The organism is Paenibacillus taichungensis, from assembly GCF_003287275.1.
In the GTDB taxonomy this organism is placed as follows: domain Bacteria; phylum Bacillota; class Bacilli; order Paenibacillales; family Paenibacillaceae; genus Paenibacillus; species Paenibacillus taichungensis_A.
Genome location: NZ_QEVW01000002.1, coordinates 194580 through 213771, shown reverse-complemented (window position 1 = coordinate 213771; position 19192 = coordinate 194580). Strand labels below are relative to the sequence as shown.

Sequence of the window (19192 nt, the reverse complement as noted above, 5' to 3'; positions counted from 1 at the left end):
GTTAATCGATTGTGCAAAGACGCCACAACTTTTTCCTGCTGATGCTGCTTATCCATAATCCCTCCACCGAAACGACCCGGATTAATCAATAGGAATAATCGGCCTTCCGATCTATGAAAAATCGCCCATCTTCTACTTGGTCTGCACTACCCATGACAGCACCTATACTTCTTGTGACTCCCGGTAAAAACCATAATTTGATACTGCTGCGCATGTTTCCTGAAGCGTATGTCTGCTTCTCATCCGGATTCACGCCGGTATTCAATCGGATCAAAGCCAACATTCTGGACATTTTGCGTTCGTTGTTGCTATGCATCAATAGGAACAAACGAAGATGGTCCCTGTATGTAAGCTTGACTTTGATATATTTGGACAATTCCACACTGCCGTCTTTAGCCAATTTCACCATATCTGCTATAGCGTTTGTAATTCCGTATAAAATCGCAGCAGATAATACAAGTAGTGGATTACCCAGCTTGCTGTTCTCAACTAATCCTTCTGCAGTTCGAATCGCCAAACGCATGCCAAAGATCTCCGCATATGCAGCAGCAATATTTCCCGAAGGATTATGAAAACCATAGACGATATACTCCAGTTCCTGATTTTCCAGTTTGAACATTTCACCAGCATCTCCACTACCTTCAGTCCAGTCCAGCAGCTGTCCAAAATCCATAGAGTTGAAATACGCGAGCGCATACTCATTCTGAAACAACTCATCGCCAAGACTATCCAGCAAATTCGACATCCCACTGAATAAACTGTCCATCCCGTTCATCGCGTCACCACCAGAATCATACGGATCACCAGCAATCTCTGCCTTCTTGGCTTCCTCACGGCTTGCTTGGTTAAAAGCGATGTTGGCGTTGTAGTACTCCTCCAGTTGTTTGAACGCTTCTGTTGAGCCAGAGCTTCCCTTTTCAATCTGCGACAAAATACGTTTAACATCCTTCAGCTTCCCTTTGGATTCCTTGTCATTCGCTTTACGCTGGGCATCGGACCCACGACCGCTCTCCAACAGCTGTTTGCTTTGAAGAATGACATTGGAGGGCCCACTTCTCACGTAAGTGTCCATGTATCGTTCCGTGACCTGACTAGCCTGTCTAACCGCTGGTTTAATGGAGACACCACTCATTACCGTAACCGAACGAAGCTGCGTATTAAGCTCCATGCTGTCATTTCTGACATTGGTAAAATCCGAATTTTGTGAGCGTACACGTGCATTTAACTGATCGAATAATGTGTCGGCCCTTACAAGTTCAGAAGCAAGGGAGCGTGTACTTTTGGCTTCACTTCCCGATCCGGTAGACGGAGGGCTCGTCCCAGGCAGTGTTGAGTTGCCTACTTTTTCATAACTGGCATTCTGTGAACGGTTCTCCCCCTCAGCGATGACCCGCTTCATTTCCTCATTGATCTTGCGAGCTTCTTCAATCTTGGCTTGAGCTTCCTCCAATTTTGTCTGGTGAGCCTGCAATGCTGGTTGTATGATCATGCTTATGCCTGTCGCCACATTCCCTACGCCTGTTCGATAACGAGCCAGCTCTAGCATGTACTGTTGCTGGTTGAATGGCAGTCCCTCATCCATTTGTTTTTTGTTTAGATAATCTGCATAACGTGCTGCTACTTCAGCAGCTGTCTCTGGCGTCTCTCTTAACATCTCGTCGTAAATGGCAGAGGAAGGTGGATTCATGATCAGTGCGGGCAGACTCTTCAGCTTATCGGCCGATTCCGTCTGATTGGCTATTGCTTCGTCCAGCAATTCCTCACGTTTGTCATACAGTTTTTGCAATTTTTTGAGCAAATCCACAGTATGAGCAGCTTCTTTCATCTCTTCTGACATCGGCTTAAAACGATTGACCACTTCCAGGGTAAAATCAACCGGCGCACGATATTTCATATCCTCCTGAATTTGGCGATTAAAGATATCGTATCTGCCCAGTTCACGCTCCATGCTTAGTGAAGTCGTATCCCATTGGATATCCAAAATTGGAAAACCATCTTTCACAGCCGAGGGCTTCACACTATCATTTAGCACCTTCGCCATGATGGCCTCACCACTGCTGTCACCGTATCCAAATAGACCATACTCCCGCAAGGAAGTATCAAAGGCCGACATCACAGATCTCATCGCCGCATGCGTCATTCGTTCTGCCTGTACTTTGAAAGCAGCAATACGTGCATAATCAATGAAAATGGAAACAAACATAAAGATTCCAGCCAAAATCAAGATCAAGAACACGGTTACGGCTCCAGATTCACCGTCTTTTTTTCTGAACAGTGTTTCCTCCTCCTCTCCTCATTTTTTGGTTTTGCCAAAATGCTGTACAACCTGTCCTGCTTCAGCGGCAGTACTGGATGCGGCTCCGCCCTTGCCTTTAAACTTGGCTGCATAATAACGGACCAGATCCACCGTTCGGATGAATTCAGTAGGCTCTACAACTGCAGATGTCCCTTGTGTAAGTACACTGTTACCTGAGTCAAATAAAAAAGAAGGCAGTGGTAAAGAAATCACCTGATCCAGCTTGGTTGTAACTTTTCGCTGGATCAGCGAGTTCTGGTATTCAATCGTTCCGTTCATGCCAGAGGGCATACCTTGTGCGGCTTGGGAAAGTTTCTTTTCCGATAGACTTCCGCCTTCCCCTGCGGGTACAGAAACAATGACCTCATTGTCTGCTCCCGCCCAACCAAACAGTGCTCCGAGCAATCGATCATCGGTCAATCTCCAGTACAAGTTGTCATGTTCCCCAGCAACAACTTCTCCTGTATGTGGCTGTTTGTGGCTATTGTCCCAGCTGTAGGCAGCACGTTCAGAAGCTGCATACGCATGTTGGTTCAGAAATGTCTTCTGATACATGTACATGGAGAAAAATAAAAGTAACACGAGAATAAACAACACAATAGGAAAGACCAGGGAGGCTTCAATAGTGAAGCTCCCTTCTTCCTTTTTGAATTTTTCACTCAAAAAACTCATTACTTTTATTGCTCACTTTGGTTAACAGTCTTTCTACCAATGTTTTAATTTGATCTTTGAATATTAATGCAATAATGATAATAACGCCGATGATTAGAATGAGCTCCAGCGTACCAAGCCCATCCTCTTCCTTCCAAAATCCAATTACTTTGCTTTTCATCAATTCCAGCATCCCAATTCCTCCTACATATTCATCATCATAAAAGCAGGTGCCCCGATCATCACCACAATCGAAAAAAAGATCAATACCATCGGAAACACCAATTTGGAAGAAGCCTGTTCTCCCTTAGCCCGACTAACGGCCTTGCGTTTCTCCCACAACACTTGGGACAGATCCCGCAGCGCCAGTACAAAGTCACCTCCCCCTCGCCGGAAATTCAGCAGCACTGTTGTTGTAAAAATCGTCACTTCCTGTACACCACAGCGACGACTGAACTGTTCAAAGGATTGTTGAAACGAATAACCGTTGTTCCAATCCCCAACCATCTTTCGTAGCTCATTATAGAGGGGATGATTTCGTTCTCCCTGACTGGCTACACAGTGAACAATGGCACGCTGCACCGTTTCTCCCGCACCAACCAGCAGAACAATTCGGTTCAATAACTCCGGTAGCTCCATGAGTATGTCCTGATCTCTTCGCTGCACTTTGGTGTTAAGATCTTGGTAGAGCGCAAAGGGAAGTGCAACGCCCAGTGCCAATCCACCCACCATACCGCCAAGCCCCATATCCCCAACGAGAGACAAAAGGCAGCCTACAAGCAACATCAGCCATGAGTAGGTCAGCATTTCAGCACAGTAGAGCATCGTTTTCTCTCCACTGTGCTGTAAGCCATACATTTTCTGAATGGCATGCTGCATGCGGAATATGAGCACAGGCAACCTACGGCCCACCTCGAACTTGTCCAGTAAATACAAAAAGGGACCATGCAGCTTCTTCAGACGTAATCCTTCCATATCCAGTTTGCGCAAATGTCGGTAGGTCTGCCCTCGCGTTTGATCAAGCACCAGCCACCCTGCTCCGAGCACCCCTCCGAAAATAACGGGAAGCAGCATCGTGTCAGCTCCTTATACTTTGATATCCATAATGCGCGTAATCCACAAGTAACAGCAGGCGAGTAACACCAATGCCCCGCTGGAAATCATATATCCCATCCCACTGTATAACGGCTCCATAAAATCCTGGGCCGTAAAGTTCAGAAAAATCAGAAAAATAAATGGAGCGGCAAACATCACTTTGGATTCAAACTTCTTCTGTGCCACCGCTACCATGATGTCCTGCTGAATATCCAGCTTCTCACCAATAACCGCAGAGGTTCGCCTCACCACTTCGACCAGATCTCCACCCGTTCGCTTACAAGTGATGAACACATCGGCAAAGTTTGTGATATCCTCAATTTTTGCCCGGTCCGAGAAGTCTTGCAGCGCCTCTTCAATGGGCTGACCATATTCCATTCGTGTCCTCAAAATAGTGAATTCACGAATGAGATCTGTATCCGCCTCAGGATTCAGCATGCGCAGATCCTCCACTGATTCCTTAAATCCATTCTCTACCGATTTTCCCGCAGCCAGCGCGGAGGACAAGGCATATAATGCCTGCTTGAAATGTAAACTTAGAGTCATTCTTCTACGTTCCAACAGTACTTTTGTCCAGTGTTTTGGTACCCATATACATCCCGCTGCCAATATCAGTCCGGCCAACCAGTGATGATAGAACAGAATACCGACACCAAAGAACAACAAACCACTAATCAGCATGCAAACAATCCGCTGCCTCCGGGATAGCGTAAATACGGTGTAGTCCGTTAACACCTGTCTGGCCTCACCCAACTTCATCACCTACCAATAGAATCATCTAATTTACGTTGTTATCCGATCCCAAATCCTTTACCTCATCACTATTTCGTTCTATGTACTCGTTCAACCATTCCCCTAGCCCTGCCATCTGAATTTTATCCACTTGTCTCAGCGTTCCAACTTGCACGAGTCCGCCAATAATCTTGCCTTCTTTTTCTTCAATTTCCCGGAAACGAAACAGTGGATTGAGCAGTACTTCTCCGTCCTGCATGCCAATCACTTCGCTAATCTCGGTCACCCGACGTGAACGGTCGCGCAGCCGGGATAAATGTACAAAGATATCAATGGCCGAGCTGATCTGCTGGCGCACAACCGCGATGGGAAGATCCGCACCGCTGAGCACCATGGTTTCCAATCTGCTGATCATATCGGAGATCGTATTTGCGTGTCCCGTAGACAACGAGCCATCATGTCCAGTGTTCATAGCCTGCAACATATCCAGCGCTTCTGCCCCCCGCACCTCACCAATGACAATTCGATTTGGACGCATCCGCAAGGATGACTTGATCAAGTCCCGAATGGATATTTGCCCCTTGCCCTCGGTATTCGCATTACGTGTCTCCAGTGATACCAGATTGGGTACCGTGACAATCTGTAATTCAGCAGAGTCCTCAATCGTGATGATACGTTCATCCGCAGGGATAAACTGAGATAATGCATTTAGGAAAGTGGTTTTCCCCGACCCGGTTCCGCCACCGATAAAAATATTGTATTTACTGCGTACCAACTGTTGCAGCAACTCTGCCGCTTCTTCATGCAGGGCACCTTTACCAATCAGATCGGACATTTTCATCGGTTCACTCGGGAATTTCCGAATCGTCATGGTCGGACCCTTCAACGCAATCGGAGGCAGCACGATATTGACCCGCGAGCCGTCTTTCAATCTCGCATCCACGATTGGAGAAGACTCATTCACAATCCGGTTCACCCCGGATACAATCATCTGGATAATGTCTTCCAATCGTTCCCTGGACTCGAACTCCAGCGTGATCTGTCTGACTTCACCTTCCTGCTCAACGAAAATTTCCCGGTGGCTGTTGATCATAATCTCCGTAATTTCAGGATGATCCACTAATGGTTGCAGAATATCCAGCCCTCGAAAGGAGTCAAATAATCGCTGCACAAGCGTATGGCGCTCCCCGGAGGTCAGATCATTCAGTTTCGGGTCAGAAAGCACTTTACGCTCAATTCCCTGCCACAGTTCTTCGTCTCCCGCAGAGGACGTCAAATCCAGGCCTTCCCTGACCTCGCGACGCATGATCTGAAACTGCTCTTCTCGGTCCAGTATCATCTTGGATGAATCCATCATAGTGACCACACATCACCCTTCTGGATTCGTCCTGTCTGCTTTAGTTCTTCTTCCCCATCCTGTACGATCATGGCGCATAACCTCTTCACTTCGCGTTGAAAGATCGGTGAGCTGAGCATCACTTCCTCCTGACTAAGCTGCTTCCAGGAAGGGATATACGGCAGCACAGCATCCAAATGCAGATCAGGTCTTGGCAAGGTATTGATGACGCTGTCCCGATACTTGTTGACAATGAAGTGGGCACGGTCCAACACACTTTCATGCAGATCTGGCCTCGTGCGCTCCATATGCTGCATCCATTGACCCCAGCGGTGCATGGAAGAGATGTCATCCTCAACCAGCCACACGAATGCATCGGAAGCATCGAAAATTCCCTCACTGCGTCCATCCCAACCGGAGTCCCCATCCAGAATGAGCACATCATATTGCCCGCAGTCCGCCAAATACCGAATAAGGCTCTTCGTATCCTCACGGGACATTTGCAGCAATTCCTTCCGATTCGATAACGGCCAAAACACATCCGACTTCAGCGCTTCGTGACGCAGTACATATCCGTCCCCCCCTTTGGAGGAAGACTGTGCTTGTCCCTGTTTAACCGATTCCTTCCTGCCCACCTTCAAATCGTAAAGCAGACGTGACAGTCCTGTTTCTGCATCAGGTATACGCTGCCCACTTCTAGACAAACCTTTTTCCAGAAACGGCATCGAGCTATCCAGCGTCTCCAGATTGAGATACAGAACAGCGTATCCTGCAATCCCCAATTGCTTCGCCATATGCATCGCCACGGCAGTTTTGCCACTCCCGCCGGAAGCTGATACAACTCCAATAGAAAGCGTCTCCTGACCTGGACGATGAGTCTTCTTCCGACGCGGCTGCCGACAAGCATTGAGAACAGCGTCCATCAGTGTAGGCAATGGTTGATATTTCATCAATCGTTTATCCTCATCGACTTCATCCATTCCTTCACTAAGCATCAGCCATGGAATACCCGAGGTTTCGCCACCGTTACCCAGCCAATGGTTTAGAAACTCCGGCTCCGCAACCACCAGATCCGGCTGTTCCCTGCCTCCCTGTTCATTCATGTAGTCCCTGAACGGTTCACATTGCGAAAAGGCGGTAAATCGTATACCGGAGCCGGACGAGCTGCCTTGTACAAAATCAAGCCAGGCGCTGATATACTCTCTGTCTTTGGAAGCCAGCACTGCCTTAAGAACAATCAATTCTTCTCCCCTCCCTGCAAAAAAAGCACAAAAAAGCACCGTCCAATAACCGCAAGAATATGCAGTATATGGACGGTGCTTCCGTCACGTGCTATGAATGTATGGATAATATAGCATACAATTTCTGGAGGAGCAAGGGATTTATTCTGCTCCACTAATCCTCTTACTCCTTATAGTTGTTATTCAGGTAACATACCTCATTTGTTGCATCAGTTCCATGTTTACGCAATGTTTGTCACTGTACATTCTATCGCTTATCCCTTTCGTAACGATACACCACTATATTTAATATTTTTATCAATTTGCAGAGAAAAAAATAAATTATTATTAGCAGTTTCACAAAATTGAGTATCTCAAAATTAATCCTTGGTTCACATAATATTCATCCAATAAAATACTTTATTTTCCGAATATAGTTTACTATTGGATATATTTTCTATATAATAGAGTTGTATTCCAAATATGAGAGGATGATAACGATGAAAAAGAAACTTATTACTGGTCTATTAACTGTCGTTGCGTGCTTCACTGTTGGTTCTACATCTTTCGCAGCTAGTACTACTACACCAAGTCCTAGTACTACTTCTGCAGAAACGTCCAATGTAATAACTCTTGCAGATCAGATTTCCGTTCCTATTAGTTTGAGAGTTGGCGAGAGCATTACAGTTGCTGGCTCCAACTTTTGGATTAGTGGAGACTATGGCGGCATTTATTTAAATCAACAAGGATTAATAATTGGTTTGTCACCTGGGGTTTGTACAGTAGTCGGTTATTTACCTAACGGTGATACTGTACTCTATACAGTCACTGTACGATAAACCCATACGTAATCAGAGGGGATGTAACGCATCCCCTCTTTCCTATGATAATTTATCTAATATATCCTAATGTATTTTAGCAAAGTATATTTATTAGACTTTTTATTCTAATTCCCTTCCTCGAAAAAAAGCCATCCAATACCCGCATGAACATGCAGTATATGGAAGGCTATTTTCATAAGTACCATTTTGTAAATAACCCTCAATTTAGAGTATTAATGGTATTTAAGAATTATAAAATAAACTCTTTCTTCTAGTATCTCTTTACCTCCTATTTCAAAAACCCAATCAAATTAAGAATGATAAGGTGCATCAAACTCAATAATATTGCGGTCAGGATCAAGCACAAAAATTTGTGCGAACCCGGCAACACTATCTGGTCTTGCCTCATATTCAATTCCCTGCTGTTCCAGCCAATCCAATGTCTCCTTGTAACTCTTCACCCAGATCGCAAAATGTCCATCTGTAGTATCGATGCCAGCCTCACGAAGCGTATGTCCCTGCGGATGCTGTAATAGATGAAGCTGCTGACTACCAAGGGCATACCAGGTGCCTGTGGAGTTGAACGGCGGACGTTCAATCTCCTGCATACGGAGCAAACCCGAATAGAATTTCTTCGCAACCTCCAAATCACGTACAGCCAGACTCACGTGGTGTATATGTGCATATTCAATCATTTCTCCAACCTTCTTCCCTGAAATAGACTTTCTCCAGCTTCCTACCAACCCTAAATCGATTCGCTTACATGACTATTGTAGAAAATCCAAGAGCTTTCGCCAAGGGAAAAAGTTCAGCAGAAGCAAACAACAGTGTAGCTATGAGCCTACTTCCAACCAAGTAGCTGAGGTAGCTGTAATGAAGATTGCTCCGTTTCCAGTGTAGGAATTGGATGGCACGACGCAAGCATGGCAATGGAGACTATCTCTGACCATTTCTGTGTGTTAAGACGTTTGATTTGATTCCTAAGTCAAGGATGAGGATTCAGTCAGGATATCACCCTTGTGGTCCACAACCGGACCCTATATGACCAAGGGAGAGAGCTTCTGTCAGTCATATTTAAGGACACGAATGGATTCGGTTAACGGAAGTGATGCGATCTCTTGAGGCAATCTGCTAGAGCCTATGACGCATGAACACTCACTCCGTAAGAGACCTCACTCACTCATTCCCAGTCCTGTGCACCTTCGAGACAATGTCCTTTGTAGCCCGGTACGCTATAGGCTTATCACTCCCCATGCGGAAGCCACTACTGCTCACCCGTTTGTTAATACGCTGACCACAAAACGCATGCAAAAAAAGAAAAACACCCCTGATTGAATCCGCCGAACCTGTTGGTTCACACAAATTCATATCAGAAGTGCCTTCTTCAGAAGATACACATCTTAAGCAACTTTACCAGATTAACTTCTCATTCGATAGTCTCTCCCGCTATCCTTGCCTTCTTATTTCGCACTATCCAATGCCTCTTGCGGGATCTTAATCTCTTTCACACCGTTATGGTTAGAGAACGTGCTGGTCATTTTCATGTCCATCGAGATTTTCTGTCCCTCCTGCTCCATATCCATAACCATATTGACATCCGTACTTGCAGGCAGATAGGTTTCTTTGTTGATCATATATTTCATCTTCATGCTGGTAATATTCATTTGATCAAGCATCGCCTGAGTTTGGGCATCCGATCCGTTTTGCTCCATGACTGCTTTGGCCAGTTCCTTCACGTTATCTCCGGATACGTCAGCGTTAATGACATAGTTATCGCCTTCTTCCGTAATTTTGGTGTCTTCGGCAATCTTTTTAAATTGATCCAGCTCACCTTCAGGTTTCATGCTTGCCTGCATTTGCTCAATCAGTGGTTTCGTTTGTTCATCAGGAATTTTGACCCATTGATCTCCCACCTGTGAATAAATCTTATCCGAAGTGATGTACTGCTTCACATTTTGTGCTTCCTGTCCGGACATTTCCATTTTCATCTCCTGATAGATCATCATTGGATCTTTAATGATATCCATCTTCAGCGATGTTTTCACCTGTTGATCCTGGGACTGCTCGCCAGCTACCAGTTTCAATTTTTGATCGATATTGGCTTCCGTAGTGAAACTTTTCATGTCTTTAGTCGCTGCATTTGTCTTCTCAATTAACTCGTCCAATGTAGGGGTCTTTGTCTCCTGCTCCGCAGTTGTATTACCCTCGTTAGACGTTTCGTTGCCAGCTGGCGGCGTTGCTGTACTGTTATCTGCATCGCTACTGCAAGCTGTCATGCTTACTGCTAATAATGCCCCAATAATTAATGTAGTCCACTTCTTCAAGTTATTTGCCTCCCAAAATAGAATTGATCCGTACTCATTACCCAATTATTTCCGTTATTAATCAATCGTTGCCGATACAATCTGTCACACTTTAGCCTTTTAAAGGAATCGATCCTTAATGTCAGGTGTGGGCAGCATACACACTTCATCTTTACCGAACCATCGATATCGATTGCGAGCTACCATGTTATATATGGCATTTCGAATAAATCTCGGTACAATAATCAACACGTACAATAATGGATAGGGGAATTTCAAACCTTTGGCCAGACGCAGCGCTGCGGTTGAACGTGTATAATATTTTCCATCCTCAATGAGTACAAAAGTGTCCATGCTGTCCGTGGACAAATTGCCCTTCTCCAGCAATTTTTTCGCTACATCCGATTGAAGTGATGCAAAATGAAATTTCCCCTCAGGGTCACGCTTGATTATCCACTTCGTTAATCCTTGGCAGAAATGACAGACTCCGTCCACAAGCACAATCGGGTGTCCCTGATGCTGATCCATTTGGTTTGCTGTCATAATCGCGGCCTCCTCATGTGTGCTATTAGAGTAACTTACCCGTTTTGAGTCATCGTGGTCGCTTTTTTTACATTTTATTTAAGTGTAACGGAAAATAGAAAAAGAGCGCAGGCTCTACGCCCACGCTCGTATCTGTTTTGGCAATTACTCGGCAATTGCCTTTTCCATCCATTGGTCATCGATCATTTGTTGGTGCAGGTCACCAGCCCACTGGTCCATGCATTTGCAAATGAAATCTTTGCGGCATACTGGACAAGGCGTTTTCTGCAGACGGCTGATATTGGTCATCTTCCATTCCGGGGAATGGGAGTAGAATACACGGCACTGTGTACCATCTACCAATTTCATTGTAAATTCATACAATCCGTCTTTTTCATTTTTACTAGCTACTTCCAATTTTGCAATACGCGGTCTATAAGACATGGATATCACCTGTCAATTCAAATTTGGTTCAAGCAATGACACTTCTCAGTACTAAGTCATATTAAAGAAATTTTAGTTCGATGTCAACTCACGCACATTTACCCACCAAATAGAATATCAAGAATGGTACCCACCTGACCCTGTTTTTTCCCTTTCAACACATCCGGATCGAATACTTCAATATATCCACAGGAAGAACAGGCAACGAAGAGATAATGATTATGCTGAATATCAAACATTTTGCTAAGTCCCGCTCCTGACATGGACACTTCCTTAATGTTACAATCCGTACCCCTGCACTTGGTACATACAAATCGCCGTTCTATCATCTCTTCAATACTCATTGTCGTTCCCCCTTATTCGAATGTATGACTTCAAGCAAGAGTAGATTATGTAAAATAGTACGCTGTTCAACATGCAATCTCCTGCATCTCAACTGTATTATAAAAACAAAACCCTGCCGAAGGCCAGCAGGGTCTTGTACTCGAACATCAGGTATCCTGAGATACCCTGCTCTATATGTTCCCTTTACTCCTACGAGTCAGGTCTTAAACTACATTAAGTACCACATCAATATTGCCGCGTGTTGCTTTGGAATAAGGGCAGAAATCATGTGCCTTACGAGCAAGGTCTTCTGCTTGACTGTGATCGACGCCAGGCATACTCACATCCAAACGTACAGACAGTTGGAAACCATCATCTGCCGGATCTTTGCCGATGGATACATTACTGGTGACCACCACATTCTCCAATTTCACGCCCGCTTTGCGTGCCACATTGGCAAGAGCACTTTCATAACATGCACCATACCCCGCTGCAAAGAGCTGCTCAGGATTGGTTCCTTCACCACCAGAGCCTCCAAGTTCTTTGGGCATTTTCAGATCATGCTTGAGCACTCCATCCGAAGAAGCTACCGAACCTGTACGTCCACCTTTAACTGTCGCTGTTGCTGTATATAAAGCTTCCATTAAGAATCTCTCCTTCACCTTTAAGTTTTTTACTGCCTACAATTCAATTTAAACTTCTGGCTCATTTTGAAACGTTGTTGATCCTTATTCAGGTTTTACATCTTTATCTTTTTCATGCATTGGGAAAGGAATACAGGTAATTTATTTAAGGTTGGGTAATATACTAAGGCACAATTCATCCCTCGGTAAATTTTGTCCTCATACACAAAAGTTGCACTAGACAAAAATAATTGAAGGAGTACAATGTAAGTATAAACATAAACGTTTAGACATATGAAAAGTAGTTTAATTACGCTTTTGATTTTGATTTAACTCTTCAAATGTAATCAAAGGAATGACACCGTTCCTCTTCATATAGAATATCAATACTTCAAAGTCGGGTGATTATATTATGAGTAAAAAAAATCCGTTCAACGCTCCTTCAAATGAACCATTGGCTGCGGGTATGGCCCCATCTCTCGGGGAAGCCCACAGCTCCATGAAGGTGCCTCAGAACGCTGCTTGGTGGAAAAAGTTCCTTGCTTTTGTTGGACCGGGTTACCTCGTTGCCGTTGGATATATGGATCCTGGGAACTGGGCAACGGATATTGCCGGTGGTTCACAATTCGGTTACACGTTATTGTCCGTTATTCTGATTTCAAATCTAATGGCTGTAGTATTACAGTCTCTCGCTGGCAAGCTCGGGATTGTCACAGGACGGGATTTGGCGCAAGCCTGCCGCGAACGGTTCAGTATGCCTGTGGTTATGGTGTTATGGATCTTGTGTGAGCTTGCGATTGCAGCCACCGACCTTGCCGAGGTTATTGGTTCGGCCATCGCGCTCAAGCTGCTGTTCAACATTCCCATGTTATACGGCGTCATAATTACTGCTGTCGATGTACTCGTCATTCTTTTGCTGCAAAATAAAGGCTTCCGCGCATTGGAATCGCTCGTTATTGTGCTGATGGCTACCATCGCCCTCTGCTTCGGGATTGACCTGTTTCTCGCTAAACCGGATATGGGCGGCGTCATGCATGGTTTTGTACCCAGTGCCGAGATTTTGCAAAATCCAGCCATGCTCTACATCGCTATCGGGATTATCGGTGCTACCGTGATGCCCCATAATCTGTATCTGCACTCTTCCATCGTGCAGACACGTCAGATTGAACAGACACCTCAGGGTAAAAAAGAAGCGATCCGGTATTCCACCATGGATTCAACCATTGCTTTAACGCTGGCCCTTTTCATCAATGCTGCTATTCTGATTGTGTCTGCTGCCGTGTTCCATAGTGCAGGTATGACTCAGGTCGCGGAAATTACGGATGCTTACCACCTGTTGACACCTCTGCTGGGTACTACCATCGCCAGCATCCTCTTCGGTGTAGCCCTGCTGGCTTCCGGCCAGAACTCTACACTCACCGGCACGTTGTCCGGACAGATTGTAATGGAAGGCTTCCTGAACATTCGTATCCCAGCATGGCTTCGTCGACTGGTTACACGTCTGATTGCAATCATTCCGGCAGTTATCGTAACAGCCATTGCCGGAGAGCACGGAACAGAGGAACTGCTGATTCTGAGCCAGGTTGTGCTGTCTTTACAGCTACCCTTTGCCGTCATTCCACTGGTGATGTTTACGAGTGACAAAAAAAGCATGGGGGCTTTTGCCAACAAGCTGTGGCTCAAAATCATCTCCTGGATCATTGCTGGAGTTATCGTTGTCCTGAATGTGTATCTGATTATCCAGACCATTCTGTTATTCTAGTTTAAACGGAACTACACGGAATTTTGTCTAACTCAAAAAGGCTGATCAACTCAAGTAACGTCTACCTTGAGATGATCAGCCTTTTATATGTTTGAGCAGCCACCTGATCCATACCTATTAGATCTTACATACTGCTCTTATTTAGTTATCTGAACTTTGAGTTACCATTAACAATGGAAGGAGTTCCTCCAGCGATTCAACAGTCCAGTCTGGACGCTCTGCATCTGCAAGCTCCGGCTGGAACCTGCCATAACCCTGCAAAATCCGGATCGTGTGCATACCCAGCTTCTTAGCCGGAATAATATCATTATCAATCCTGTCGCCGATCATGACCGCTTCCTCGGGTTTACATCCAGCCTGTTTCAATGCTACAGCATACAATTCAGGATCAGGCTTGGACACTCCTTCTTCAGCCGAACAGGCCAGCACATCCACATACTTGCGCAAGCCGTAGCTATCCAGCCGATTTTCCGTCCCTGGGCTCTGATTGGCAATGATACCAATCTTATAGTGCTGCGACAACGTCTGGAGAACAGCGTCGGCTGACGCGAAGGGGCGCTCAAGCTCTTTGCGGAACTTCAGCTTCTCCTGTATCTGTTCCCGGTGCCCCTCGTCGCTGATAAGGGTACGAATAGCCAATTTCATCGGCCATTGCTCGTAATTTCGGTAGGAGGCGGCAAATATATCTCGCACCGTCTGCATCTCCACCTGATAACCAAGCGCACAAGCTTCACGAACGAATTGACCGATAATATCATCTACCGGCTCCCATTCGTCCACGAGCGTATCCCCCACATCAAAGAACAACCATTGTATTCCACGTACATCCGGCACGCCTATTCCTCCTCGTTAGCCACAGGAAATTTCCCTATTTCCCAAACCATAAAAAAGAAGACCCACCATCATGCATGAGTCTCCTCAAGATTCCATTTATTTATGATTTCAATTATAACAGGCAGCTGACACTGGATCAATCACAGGAATAGTACTAACCACTAGCCATTAAGCAGAAACCCAACTTCCCCATTCAAGGAATATACAATACGGTCTGCGCCCATTCCCCGATAGATCCCTTTGGGATGGCTTTGTTCCGTAATGACACACAAGGACTTGGACGTCCAGGAGCGGCAAATCTGCAAATATCGACAGGTCAGGTTTAGGCTATTTTCAAAAATAAAAACATTGCCGACACTGCCTTGCGGCAAAAACCATTTCTGAGCTGCAGCCGTGTTCATGCGAATAACATGCTCCACACCGATTCTCCGGAGCCTGCGCTCTTCCCCTGCACTGTTGGTCAGAACGGCAAACGGCATTTTTTTGTACATCAGCAATTTGATAAATTTACGTCCTGCTTCATTTGGAGCAGTCACTAAGATCATCTCTTTATCCATCATTCGTTCCTCCCTTGGCGTGAAAAGACAACAAAAAAGAAGCGTGGGGGACCAAGGCCTCCCGGACGCTTCTTCAATAATCCATAGCAAAAAGACACTATGAACCAGCGTACGGCTTGTTGCCTCTCCCTTTAACGCTTACGAGGTTAGCTGACGGATTCGGGCGCGAGAGTCGCCCTATTTCCGGCTGTCACCGGAAAATTCACCCCATGGATGCCTACTGTCCTGGACAGTTCATCCTGTTGGTTCCCCCGTTTCCCACCCATGAATGAATGGAAACTCAGCGATTAAAACATCGTTCTTTTATAATCATTAATCAGAGCGATATTATCGTTTGTTTCGTTTTTCATGTAAAATTTAATTTAAATTGGAATTACGATATGAATCATACACCCGTGCCATATTGGTGTAAAGTCTGCGCAGATCACCGAATCGACGGATTTTTGCCATTTCCCATCAATAATAGCGCTTACAACGACTCTATTCTCTACCCATCTCATCAAAGCTCTCTAATTCTCTCTTTAGCGAAAATTAGGCATTAAATCAGTCACAGATCATACACGACAGGTTCAAATTGAGTTAAAAAAGCAATATTAATTTTGCAATATTTAATTGCAATCAATATAATAGAAGAAAGAAGAATATGAAATGGAGGCGATTTTCATGTCAGTCTACGACTACAAAGTAAACACCCTTCGCGGTCAGGAAGTTGAAATGTCCAACTATCGTGACAAAGTACTGCTTATCGTGAATACAGCAAGCCAATGCGGCCTCACACCTCAATTTAAAGGTCTGCAAGAGCTTCAGGACAAGTTCAAAGACTCCCCATTTGAAGTTCTTGGTTTTCCAAGCAACCAGTTTGCACAGGAAAAAGGCTCCTCTGATGATATTGCCGAGTTCTGTCAGATGAACTATGGTGTCAGCTTCCCGATGTTCGAGAAAATCGATGTGAATGGTTCAAGCGCTCACCCTCTATTCCAACACCTTACCAAAGAAGCACCGGGCGTACTCGGCTCCAAAGCCATCAAATGGAACTTTACCAAATTTCTTGTGGACCAGAACGGACGTGTTCTGAAACGGTATGCTCCCAAAACAACACCTGATAAAATTGAAGCGGACATCAAAGAATTGCTTAAATAACAAGTGAAGGCCATCCGACCCCGGCAGACAGAATGAGCATGCATTCAGGGGAAACGGGTGACCTTTTTTTGTCTGGACTCATCTTGATTGTAAAAAAACACAAAAAAAGAAGCTCCCCATACGGGAAGCTTCTTCCTAATCATTCTTATGATGCGGTCGAGAGGACTCGAACCTCCACGGGTATACACCCACTACCCCCTCAAGATAGCGTGTCTGCCATTCCACCACGACCGCATGTCGTAAATAATCGGCAACAGAATTGATTATACCCGGTTCATGTTTAAAAGTAAAGTATTTTTATTAAAATCATTTTAACTGCATTTTTCCTTCCATAAATCGTATAATCTCGTCATTTTCTCCTACGAAGTGCATATGATTAAATTTGATCTCCTTTGTATATCCAATTAGGCTGATCACTCTACTTAATTTGTATTGCCATCCTTTACATCTCCTCAGCATAACATAACTAATGAAGTTATATAAAATAACATTAAATAGATTTAATATTTAAAAAAACAAGAATATGTTGACAAAAAGCGGATATTTATGTGAATATATATATCATATAATTCGGATTTACAAACATAAAGCGAACTAAAAAGGAGTATAAATGTTATTTAACATAACATTTAACGAACGTAGGAGGCGAAAGATTGTGAACCGTGGGAATAAGCTGCTCGATTACGTCAAACTGCTTGATTCCTCTATCCAGGTTGGAGGCTTCACTCATTCCTTCGGAATGGATGCCCATATCGCTGAAGGTACCATTCGTAACGCCGAAGATCTCGAATCATTCATGCGCTGCCAATTGCACCCCAGCATCGCGCGTCTGGAAGGCATGGCGATTAAAGGCATATACACCGCCGCAGATCATAATGACGCATGGCGTACAGCACTCATCGACAAGCTCGTCCACGTCCAGCGGACACCAGTTAATCTTAGAGAACACGCCTCCACAATGGGCAAACGACTGATTAAACTGGCTCGTGCACTCCACCCCTGGATTGATTTTAGCCACCTCGAACAAACCCTGGCTAAGTATGAATCCGTCGGCTGCCTCTCCACCGTTCACGCCTGGATTAACCACCACCTCGAAATCCCTGTCGAGGAGGCGGTCCTTGGTTATCTGCATTCAGCCATGAGTGCCTGCATAACCGAAGCCTCCAAAGTGATTCCTCTTCATACCGATACAATCCAGGACCTGCTGGTTCGCCTGGCCGCAGATCTGGAGCATGAATGGCATACCGTCAGCGCCACCGCTGCCGATGGACTGGTACAACCAACCTCAATGTCCATGAAAACGTCGTTCCCAAGCTTTCACATGCTTGGAGCAGGGCTTCACGCCTATAGAGCCTAATCTAGCCCTTTTCCCTTCCTAACTCGCCTCCTCACACTGTAAAAATATAAAAAACACGCCGCAACCCCATTGTTGGCGTGTTTTTTATGTCAATTATTTTGTCTATTTAACGCATTTACGCCATTTAACATATTAAAATACACTTATTTCCGTCTTTTTTAATTGTTAGATGACGCAAATACGTATATAATGAAACATACAGCTCGCATATCTATATATTTTACACCGAGAATAACCAGCTGAACACTACATTCCAACGAGGGGTGAACCCTTTTGAACAGAAAGAAACCTGTGACTCCTTTCGGATGGGCCATTAAACGACGTCTAACCGAACTCCAGGTCGACCAAAAGACATTTTGTGAACAGTATGACATTCCGCCATACCGCCTGTCCAATCTCATTCACGGCACACGCAAAGCAACCCGGTTCAGGAACCAGGTCGCTGACATTTTGGAAATACCTGATGATTTAAGATAAAATTTCTGCCAAGGAGGAGCTCATTTCATGAGATACTTAATATCCGATCTGGAGAGATTATCGTTCCAGTCCATACAGCACCAGCTTATCATCGTTGACCACAACTGGATCATCCGAAGCTGCAACACCGCTTGGCAACACGGACTCGGGCGGCTGCTTCCCAAACCAAGCATAACAGGTCCCTCCAGAACAGCATCTAAACCACCCCATTACCTACATCTTGTAGAGGAGTGGGCATCATGCGAGGAGAAAGCAAAGAATACAAAGATCGTTCAGGAGTTAAAAAGCATGACCGCACCTTTTAAAGACAGTTATACATACGACATCTCCGTCCAAACTGTCCACAACGAACAGCGGTGGTTCCGACTGGAACTCACCCCATTGATTCAGGCCGACCCATCCCTGCTGTCTGATCTCGCATTGATTGCACACACGGATGTTACCGAACAGAAACAGACAGAACGCCAATTGAAGAAGGCCCTGTCTGAAGTGCGTACTTTGCGTGGACTACTTCCCATCTGCGCTGTCTGCAAACAAATCAAGGATGAACAGGACAGTTGGAACTCTGTTGAGAGTTATTTGGAGAAGCACACTCATGCCGAATTTACCCATGATATCTGCCCAGATTGCATCCGAAGACTCTATCCAAAGTACTCCAACATTCTGGACAAGCGTCCCTGAACTCACCCTACACCAAG

The 19192-nt window shown here is 45.1% G+C and carries 22 protein-coding genes, 1 tRNA gene, 1 pseudogene and 1 riboswitch; of the genes and pseudogenes, 6 read left to right on the top strand and 18 right to left on the bottom strand.

The window, feature by feature from the left end:
- Window positions 1-85: 85 nt before the first annotated feature.
- The 7 genes from DC345_RS03320 to DC345_RS03290 are packed head-to-tail and all read right to left on the bottom strand — an operon-like array spanning window position 86 to window position 7351.
- A complete protein-coding gene (locus DC345_RS03320; RefSeq protein WP_113051894.1) occupies window positions 86-2236 on the bottom strand; it encodes a hypothetical protein in 2151 nt (716 codons plus the stop codon).
- Window positions 2237-2293: 57 nt separating this feature from the next.
- Complete coding sequence (locus tag DC345_RS03315; protein WP_113051893.1) at window positions 2294-2968, bottom strand: TadE/TadG family type IV pilus assembly protein; 675 nt, start codon at window positions 2966-2968, stop codon at window positions 2294-2296.
- Complete coding sequence (locus DC345_RS03310) at window positions 2952-3140, bottom strand: Flp1 family type IVb pilin (protein ID WP_113051892.1); 189 nt, start codon at window positions 3138-3140, stop codon at window positions 2952-2954. Before DC345_RS03310 ends, DC345_RS03315 begins: the two co-directional genes overlap by 17 nt.
- Window positions 3141-3151: 11 nt before the next feature.
- Window positions 3152-4021 (bottom strand): type II secretion system F family protein, encoded by an 870-nt coding sequence (locus tag DC345_RS03305; protein ID WP_113051891.1) that lies wholly within the window; start codon window positions 4019-4021, stop codon window positions 3152-3154.
- Window positions 4022-4033: 12 nt separating this feature from the next.
- A complete protein-coding gene (locus DC345_RS03300) occupies window positions 4034-4801 on the bottom strand; it encodes a type II secretion system F family protein (protein WP_113051890.1) in 768 nt (255 codons plus the stop codon).
- A gap of 19 nt (window positions 4802-4820) precedes the next feature.
- The gene (locus DC345_RS03295) at window positions 4821-6128 is read right to left on the bottom strand and encodes a TadA family conjugal transfer-associated ATPase (RefSeq protein ID WP_397333621.1); all 1308 of its coding nucleotides are present in this window, start codon (window positions 6126-6128) and stop codon (window positions 4821-4823) included.
- The gene (locus DC345_RS03290) at window positions 6128-7351 is read right to left on the bottom strand and encodes a nucleotide-binding protein (RefSeq protein WP_113051888.1); all 1224 of its coding nucleotides are present in this window, start codon (window positions 7349-7351) and stop codon (window positions 6128-6130) included. The genes DC345_RS03295 and DC345_RS03290 overlap by 1 nt, the downstream gene beginning before the upstream one ends.
- 479 nt (window positions 7352-7830) lie before the next feature.
- Between DC345_RS03290 and DC345_RS31440 the strand changes: the two genes are divergently transcribed.
- Complete coding sequence (locus DC345_RS31440; RefSeq protein WP_146752100.1) at window positions 7831-8169, top strand: BLB8/JUQZ-1 family protein; 339 nt, start codon at window positions 7831-7833, stop codon at window positions 8167-8169.
- Window positions 8170-8462: 293 nt separating this feature from the next.
- Here the strand turns inward: DC345_RS31440 and DC345_RS03285 are convergent, their stop codons facing one another.
- The 6 genes from DC345_RS03285 to DC345_RS03260 all read right to left on the bottom strand — a co-directional run bounded on the left by DC345_RS03285 (window position 8463) and on the right by DC345_RS03260 (window position 12388).
- Entirely contained in the window at window positions 8463-8846 is a 384-nt protein-coding gene (locus tag DC345_RS03285; protein WP_113051887.1) for a VOC family protein, read from the bottom strand.
- Between the two features lie 765 nt (window positions 8847-9611).
- Window positions 9612-10475, bottom strand: a complete 864-nt coding sequence (locus tag DC345_RS03280) for a DUF6612 family protein (RefSeq protein WP_113051886.1) — start codon at window positions 10473-10475, stop codon at window positions 9612-9614.
- A gap of 99 nt (window positions 10476-10574) precedes the next feature.
- Window positions 10575-10997, bottom strand: coding sequence for a thiol-disulfide oxidoreductase DCC family protein (locus tag DC345_RS03275; RefSeq protein ID WP_113051885.1), 423 nt, complete (start codon window positions 10995-10997; stop codon window positions 10575-10577).
- 144 nt (window positions 10998-11141) lie between these two features.
- On the bottom strand, window positions 11142-11420 hold the full coding sequence (locus DC345_RS03270; protein ID WP_113051884.1) for a hypothetical protein: 279 nt from the start codon (window positions 11418-11420) through the stop codon (window positions 11142-11144).
- A 98-nt stretch (window positions 11421-11518) separates the two neighbouring features.
- Window positions 11519-11764 (bottom strand): zinc ribbon domain-containing protein, encoded by a 246-nt coding sequence (locus DC345_RS03265; protein WP_113051883.1) that lies wholly within the window; start codon window positions 11762-11764, stop codon window positions 11519-11521.
- A 204-nt stretch (window positions 11765-11968) separates the two neighbouring features.
- Window positions 11969-12388 carry an organic hydroperoxide resistance protein gene (locus DC345_RS03260; RefSeq protein ID WP_063564421.1) on the bottom strand — a complete coding sequence of 140 codons (420 nt, stop codon included), beginning with the start codon at window positions 12386-12388 and terminating at the stop codon, window positions 11969-11971.
- A gap of 445 nt (window positions 12389-12833) precedes the next feature.
- Here DC345_RS03260 and DC345_RS03255 point away from each other — a divergent pair, with 445 nt between their 5' ends.
- Window positions 12834-14129, top strand: coding sequence for an Nramp family divalent metal transporter (locus DC345_RS03255; protein WP_113051927.1), 1296 nt, complete (start codon window positions 12834-12836; stop codon window positions 14127-14129).
- Between the two features lie 141 nt (window positions 14130-14270).
- On the opposite strand, the gene DC345_RS03250 is transcribed toward DC345_RS03255, so the two are convergent.
- Together DC345_RS03250 and DC345_RS03245 are read right to left on the bottom strand one after the other, a co-directional pair.
- A complete protein-coding gene (locus DC345_RS03250) occupies window positions 14271-14963 on the bottom strand; it encodes an HAD family hydrolase (RefSeq protein WP_181586467.1) in 693 nt (230 codons plus the stop codon).
- Window positions 14964-15124: 161 nt separating this feature from the next.
- Window positions 15125-15520 carry an HAD family hydrolase gene (locus tag DC345_RS03245; RefSeq protein WP_024629322.1) on the bottom strand — a complete coding sequence of 132 codons (396 nt, stop codon included), beginning with the start codon at window positions 15518-15520 and terminating at the stop codon, window positions 15125-15127.
- A gap of 120 nt (window positions 15521-15640) precedes the next feature.
- A riboswitch (cyclic di-AMP (ydaO/yuaA leader) is annotated at window positions 15641-15816 on the bottom strand.
- A gap of 367 nt (window positions 15817-16183) precedes the next feature.
- Here DC345_RS03245 and DC345_RS03240 point away from each other — a divergent pair.
- Window positions 16184-16660, top strand: a complete 477-nt coding sequence (locus DC345_RS03240) for a glutathione peroxidase (protein WP_024629320.1) — start codon at window positions 16184-16186, stop codon at window positions 16658-16660.
- On the opposite strand, the pseudogene DC345_RS32405 reads toward DC345_RS03240, so the two are convergent.
- Window positions 16636-16704: pseudogene (locus DC345_RS32405) on the bottom strand (hypothetical protein); the annotation flags it as partial. The gene DC345_RS03240 and the pseudogene DC345_RS32405 overlap by 25 nt on opposite strands.
- 107 nt (window positions 16705-16811) lie before the next feature.
- Window positions 16812-16894: transfer RNA gene (locus DC345_RS03235), tRNA-Leu, on the bottom strand.
- A gap of 421 nt (window positions 16895-17315) precedes the next feature.
- Here DC345_RS03235 and DC345_RS03230 point away from each other — a divergent pair.
- Together DC345_RS03230 and DC345_RS03225 are read left to right on the top strand one after the other, a co-directional pair.
- Window positions 17316-18017: an urease accessory protein UreF gene (locus DC345_RS03230; protein WP_181586466.1), complete on the top strand. Its 702-nt coding sequence runs from the start codon at window positions 17316-17318 to the stop codon at window positions 18015-18017.
- Between the two features lie 273 nt (window positions 18018-18290).
- Entirely contained in the window at window positions 18291-18494 is a 204-nt protein-coding gene (locus DC345_RS03225) for an XRE family transcriptional regulator (protein ID WP_113051880.1), read from the top strand.
- A gap of 57 nt (window positions 18495-18551) precedes the next feature.
- Here DC345_RS03225 and DC345_RS31610 read toward each other — a convergent pair whose 3' ends face one another.
- Window positions 18552-18704 carry a hypothetical protein gene (locus tag DC345_RS31610; RefSeq protein WP_181586465.1) on the bottom strand — a complete coding sequence of 51 codons (153 nt, stop codon included), beginning with the start codon at window positions 18702-18704 and terminating at the stop codon, window positions 18552-18554.
- Window positions 18705-18782: 78 nt separating this feature from the next.
- On the opposite strand from DC345_RS31610, the gene DC345_RS31435 reads away from it, so the two are divergent.
- A complete protein-coding gene (locus tag DC345_RS31435; protein WP_146752099.1) occupies window positions 18783-19175 on the top strand; it encodes a hypothetical protein in 393 nt (130 codons plus the stop codon).
- Window positions 19176-19192: the final 17 nt, after the last annotated feature.

Coding starts and splice junctions, on each gene's coding strand:
- DC345_RS03315 (WP_113051893.1), bottom strand. CDS start 2,968: ATGAGTTTTTTGAGTGAAAAATTCAAAAAGGAAGAAGGGAGCTTCACT.
- DC345_RS03310 (WP_113051892.1), bottom strand. CDS start 3,140: ATGCTGGAATTGATGAAAAGCAAAGTAATTGGATTTTGGAAGGAAGAG.
- DC345_RS03305 (WP_113051891.1), bottom strand. CDS start 4,021: ATGCTGCTTCCCGTTATTTTCGGAGGGGTGCTCGGAGCAGGGTGGCTG.
- DC345_RS03300 (WP_113051890.1), bottom strand. CDS start 4,801: ATGAAGTTGGGTGAGGCCAGACAGGTGTTAACGGACTACACCGTATTT.
- DC345_RS03295 (WP_397333621.1), bottom strand. CDS start 6,128: ATGGATTCATCCAAGATGATACTGGACCGAGAAGAGCAGTTTCAGATC.
- DC345_RS31440 (WP_146752100.1), top strand. CDS start 7,831: ATGAAAAAGAAACTTATTACTGGTCTATTAACTGTCGTTGCGTGCTTC.
- DC345_RS03285 (WP_113051887.1), bottom strand. CDS start 8,846: ATGATTGAATATGCACATATACACCACGTGAGTCTGGCTGTACGTGAT.
- DC345_RS03275 (WP_113051885.1), bottom strand. CDS start 10,997: ATGACAGCAAACCAAATGGATCAGCATCAGGGACACCCGATTGTGCTT.
- DC345_RS03270 (WP_113051884.1), bottom strand. CDS start 11,420: ATGTCTTATAGACCGCGTATTGCAAAATTGGAAGTAGCTAGTAAAAAT.
- DC345_RS03265 (WP_113051883.1), bottom strand. CDS start 11,764: ATGAGTATTGAAGAGATGATAGAACGGCGATTTGTATGTACCAAGTGC.
- DC345_RS03260 (WP_063564421.1), bottom strand. CDS start 12,388: ATGGAAGCTTTATATACAGCAACAGCGACAGTTAAAGGTGGACGTACA.
- DC345_RS03255 (WP_113051927.1), top strand. CDS start 12,834: ATGGCCCCATCTCTCGGGGAAGCCCACAGCTCCATGAAGGTGCCTCAG.
- DC345_RS03245 (WP_024629322.1), bottom strand. CDS start 15,520: ATGGATAAAGAGATGATCTTAGTGACTGCTCCAAATGAAGCAGGACGT.
- DC345_RS03240 (WP_024629320.1), top strand. CDS start 16,184: ATGTCAGTCTACGACTACAAAGTAAACACCCTTCGCGGTCAGGAAGTT.
- DC345_RS31610 (WP_181586465.1), bottom strand. CDS start 18,704: ATGGGGTGGTTTAGATGCTGTTCTGGAGGGACCTGTTATGCTTGGTTT.
- DC345_RS31435 (WP_146752099.1), top strand. CDS start 18,783: ATGACCGCACCTTTTAAAGACAGTTATACATACGACATCTCCGTCCAA.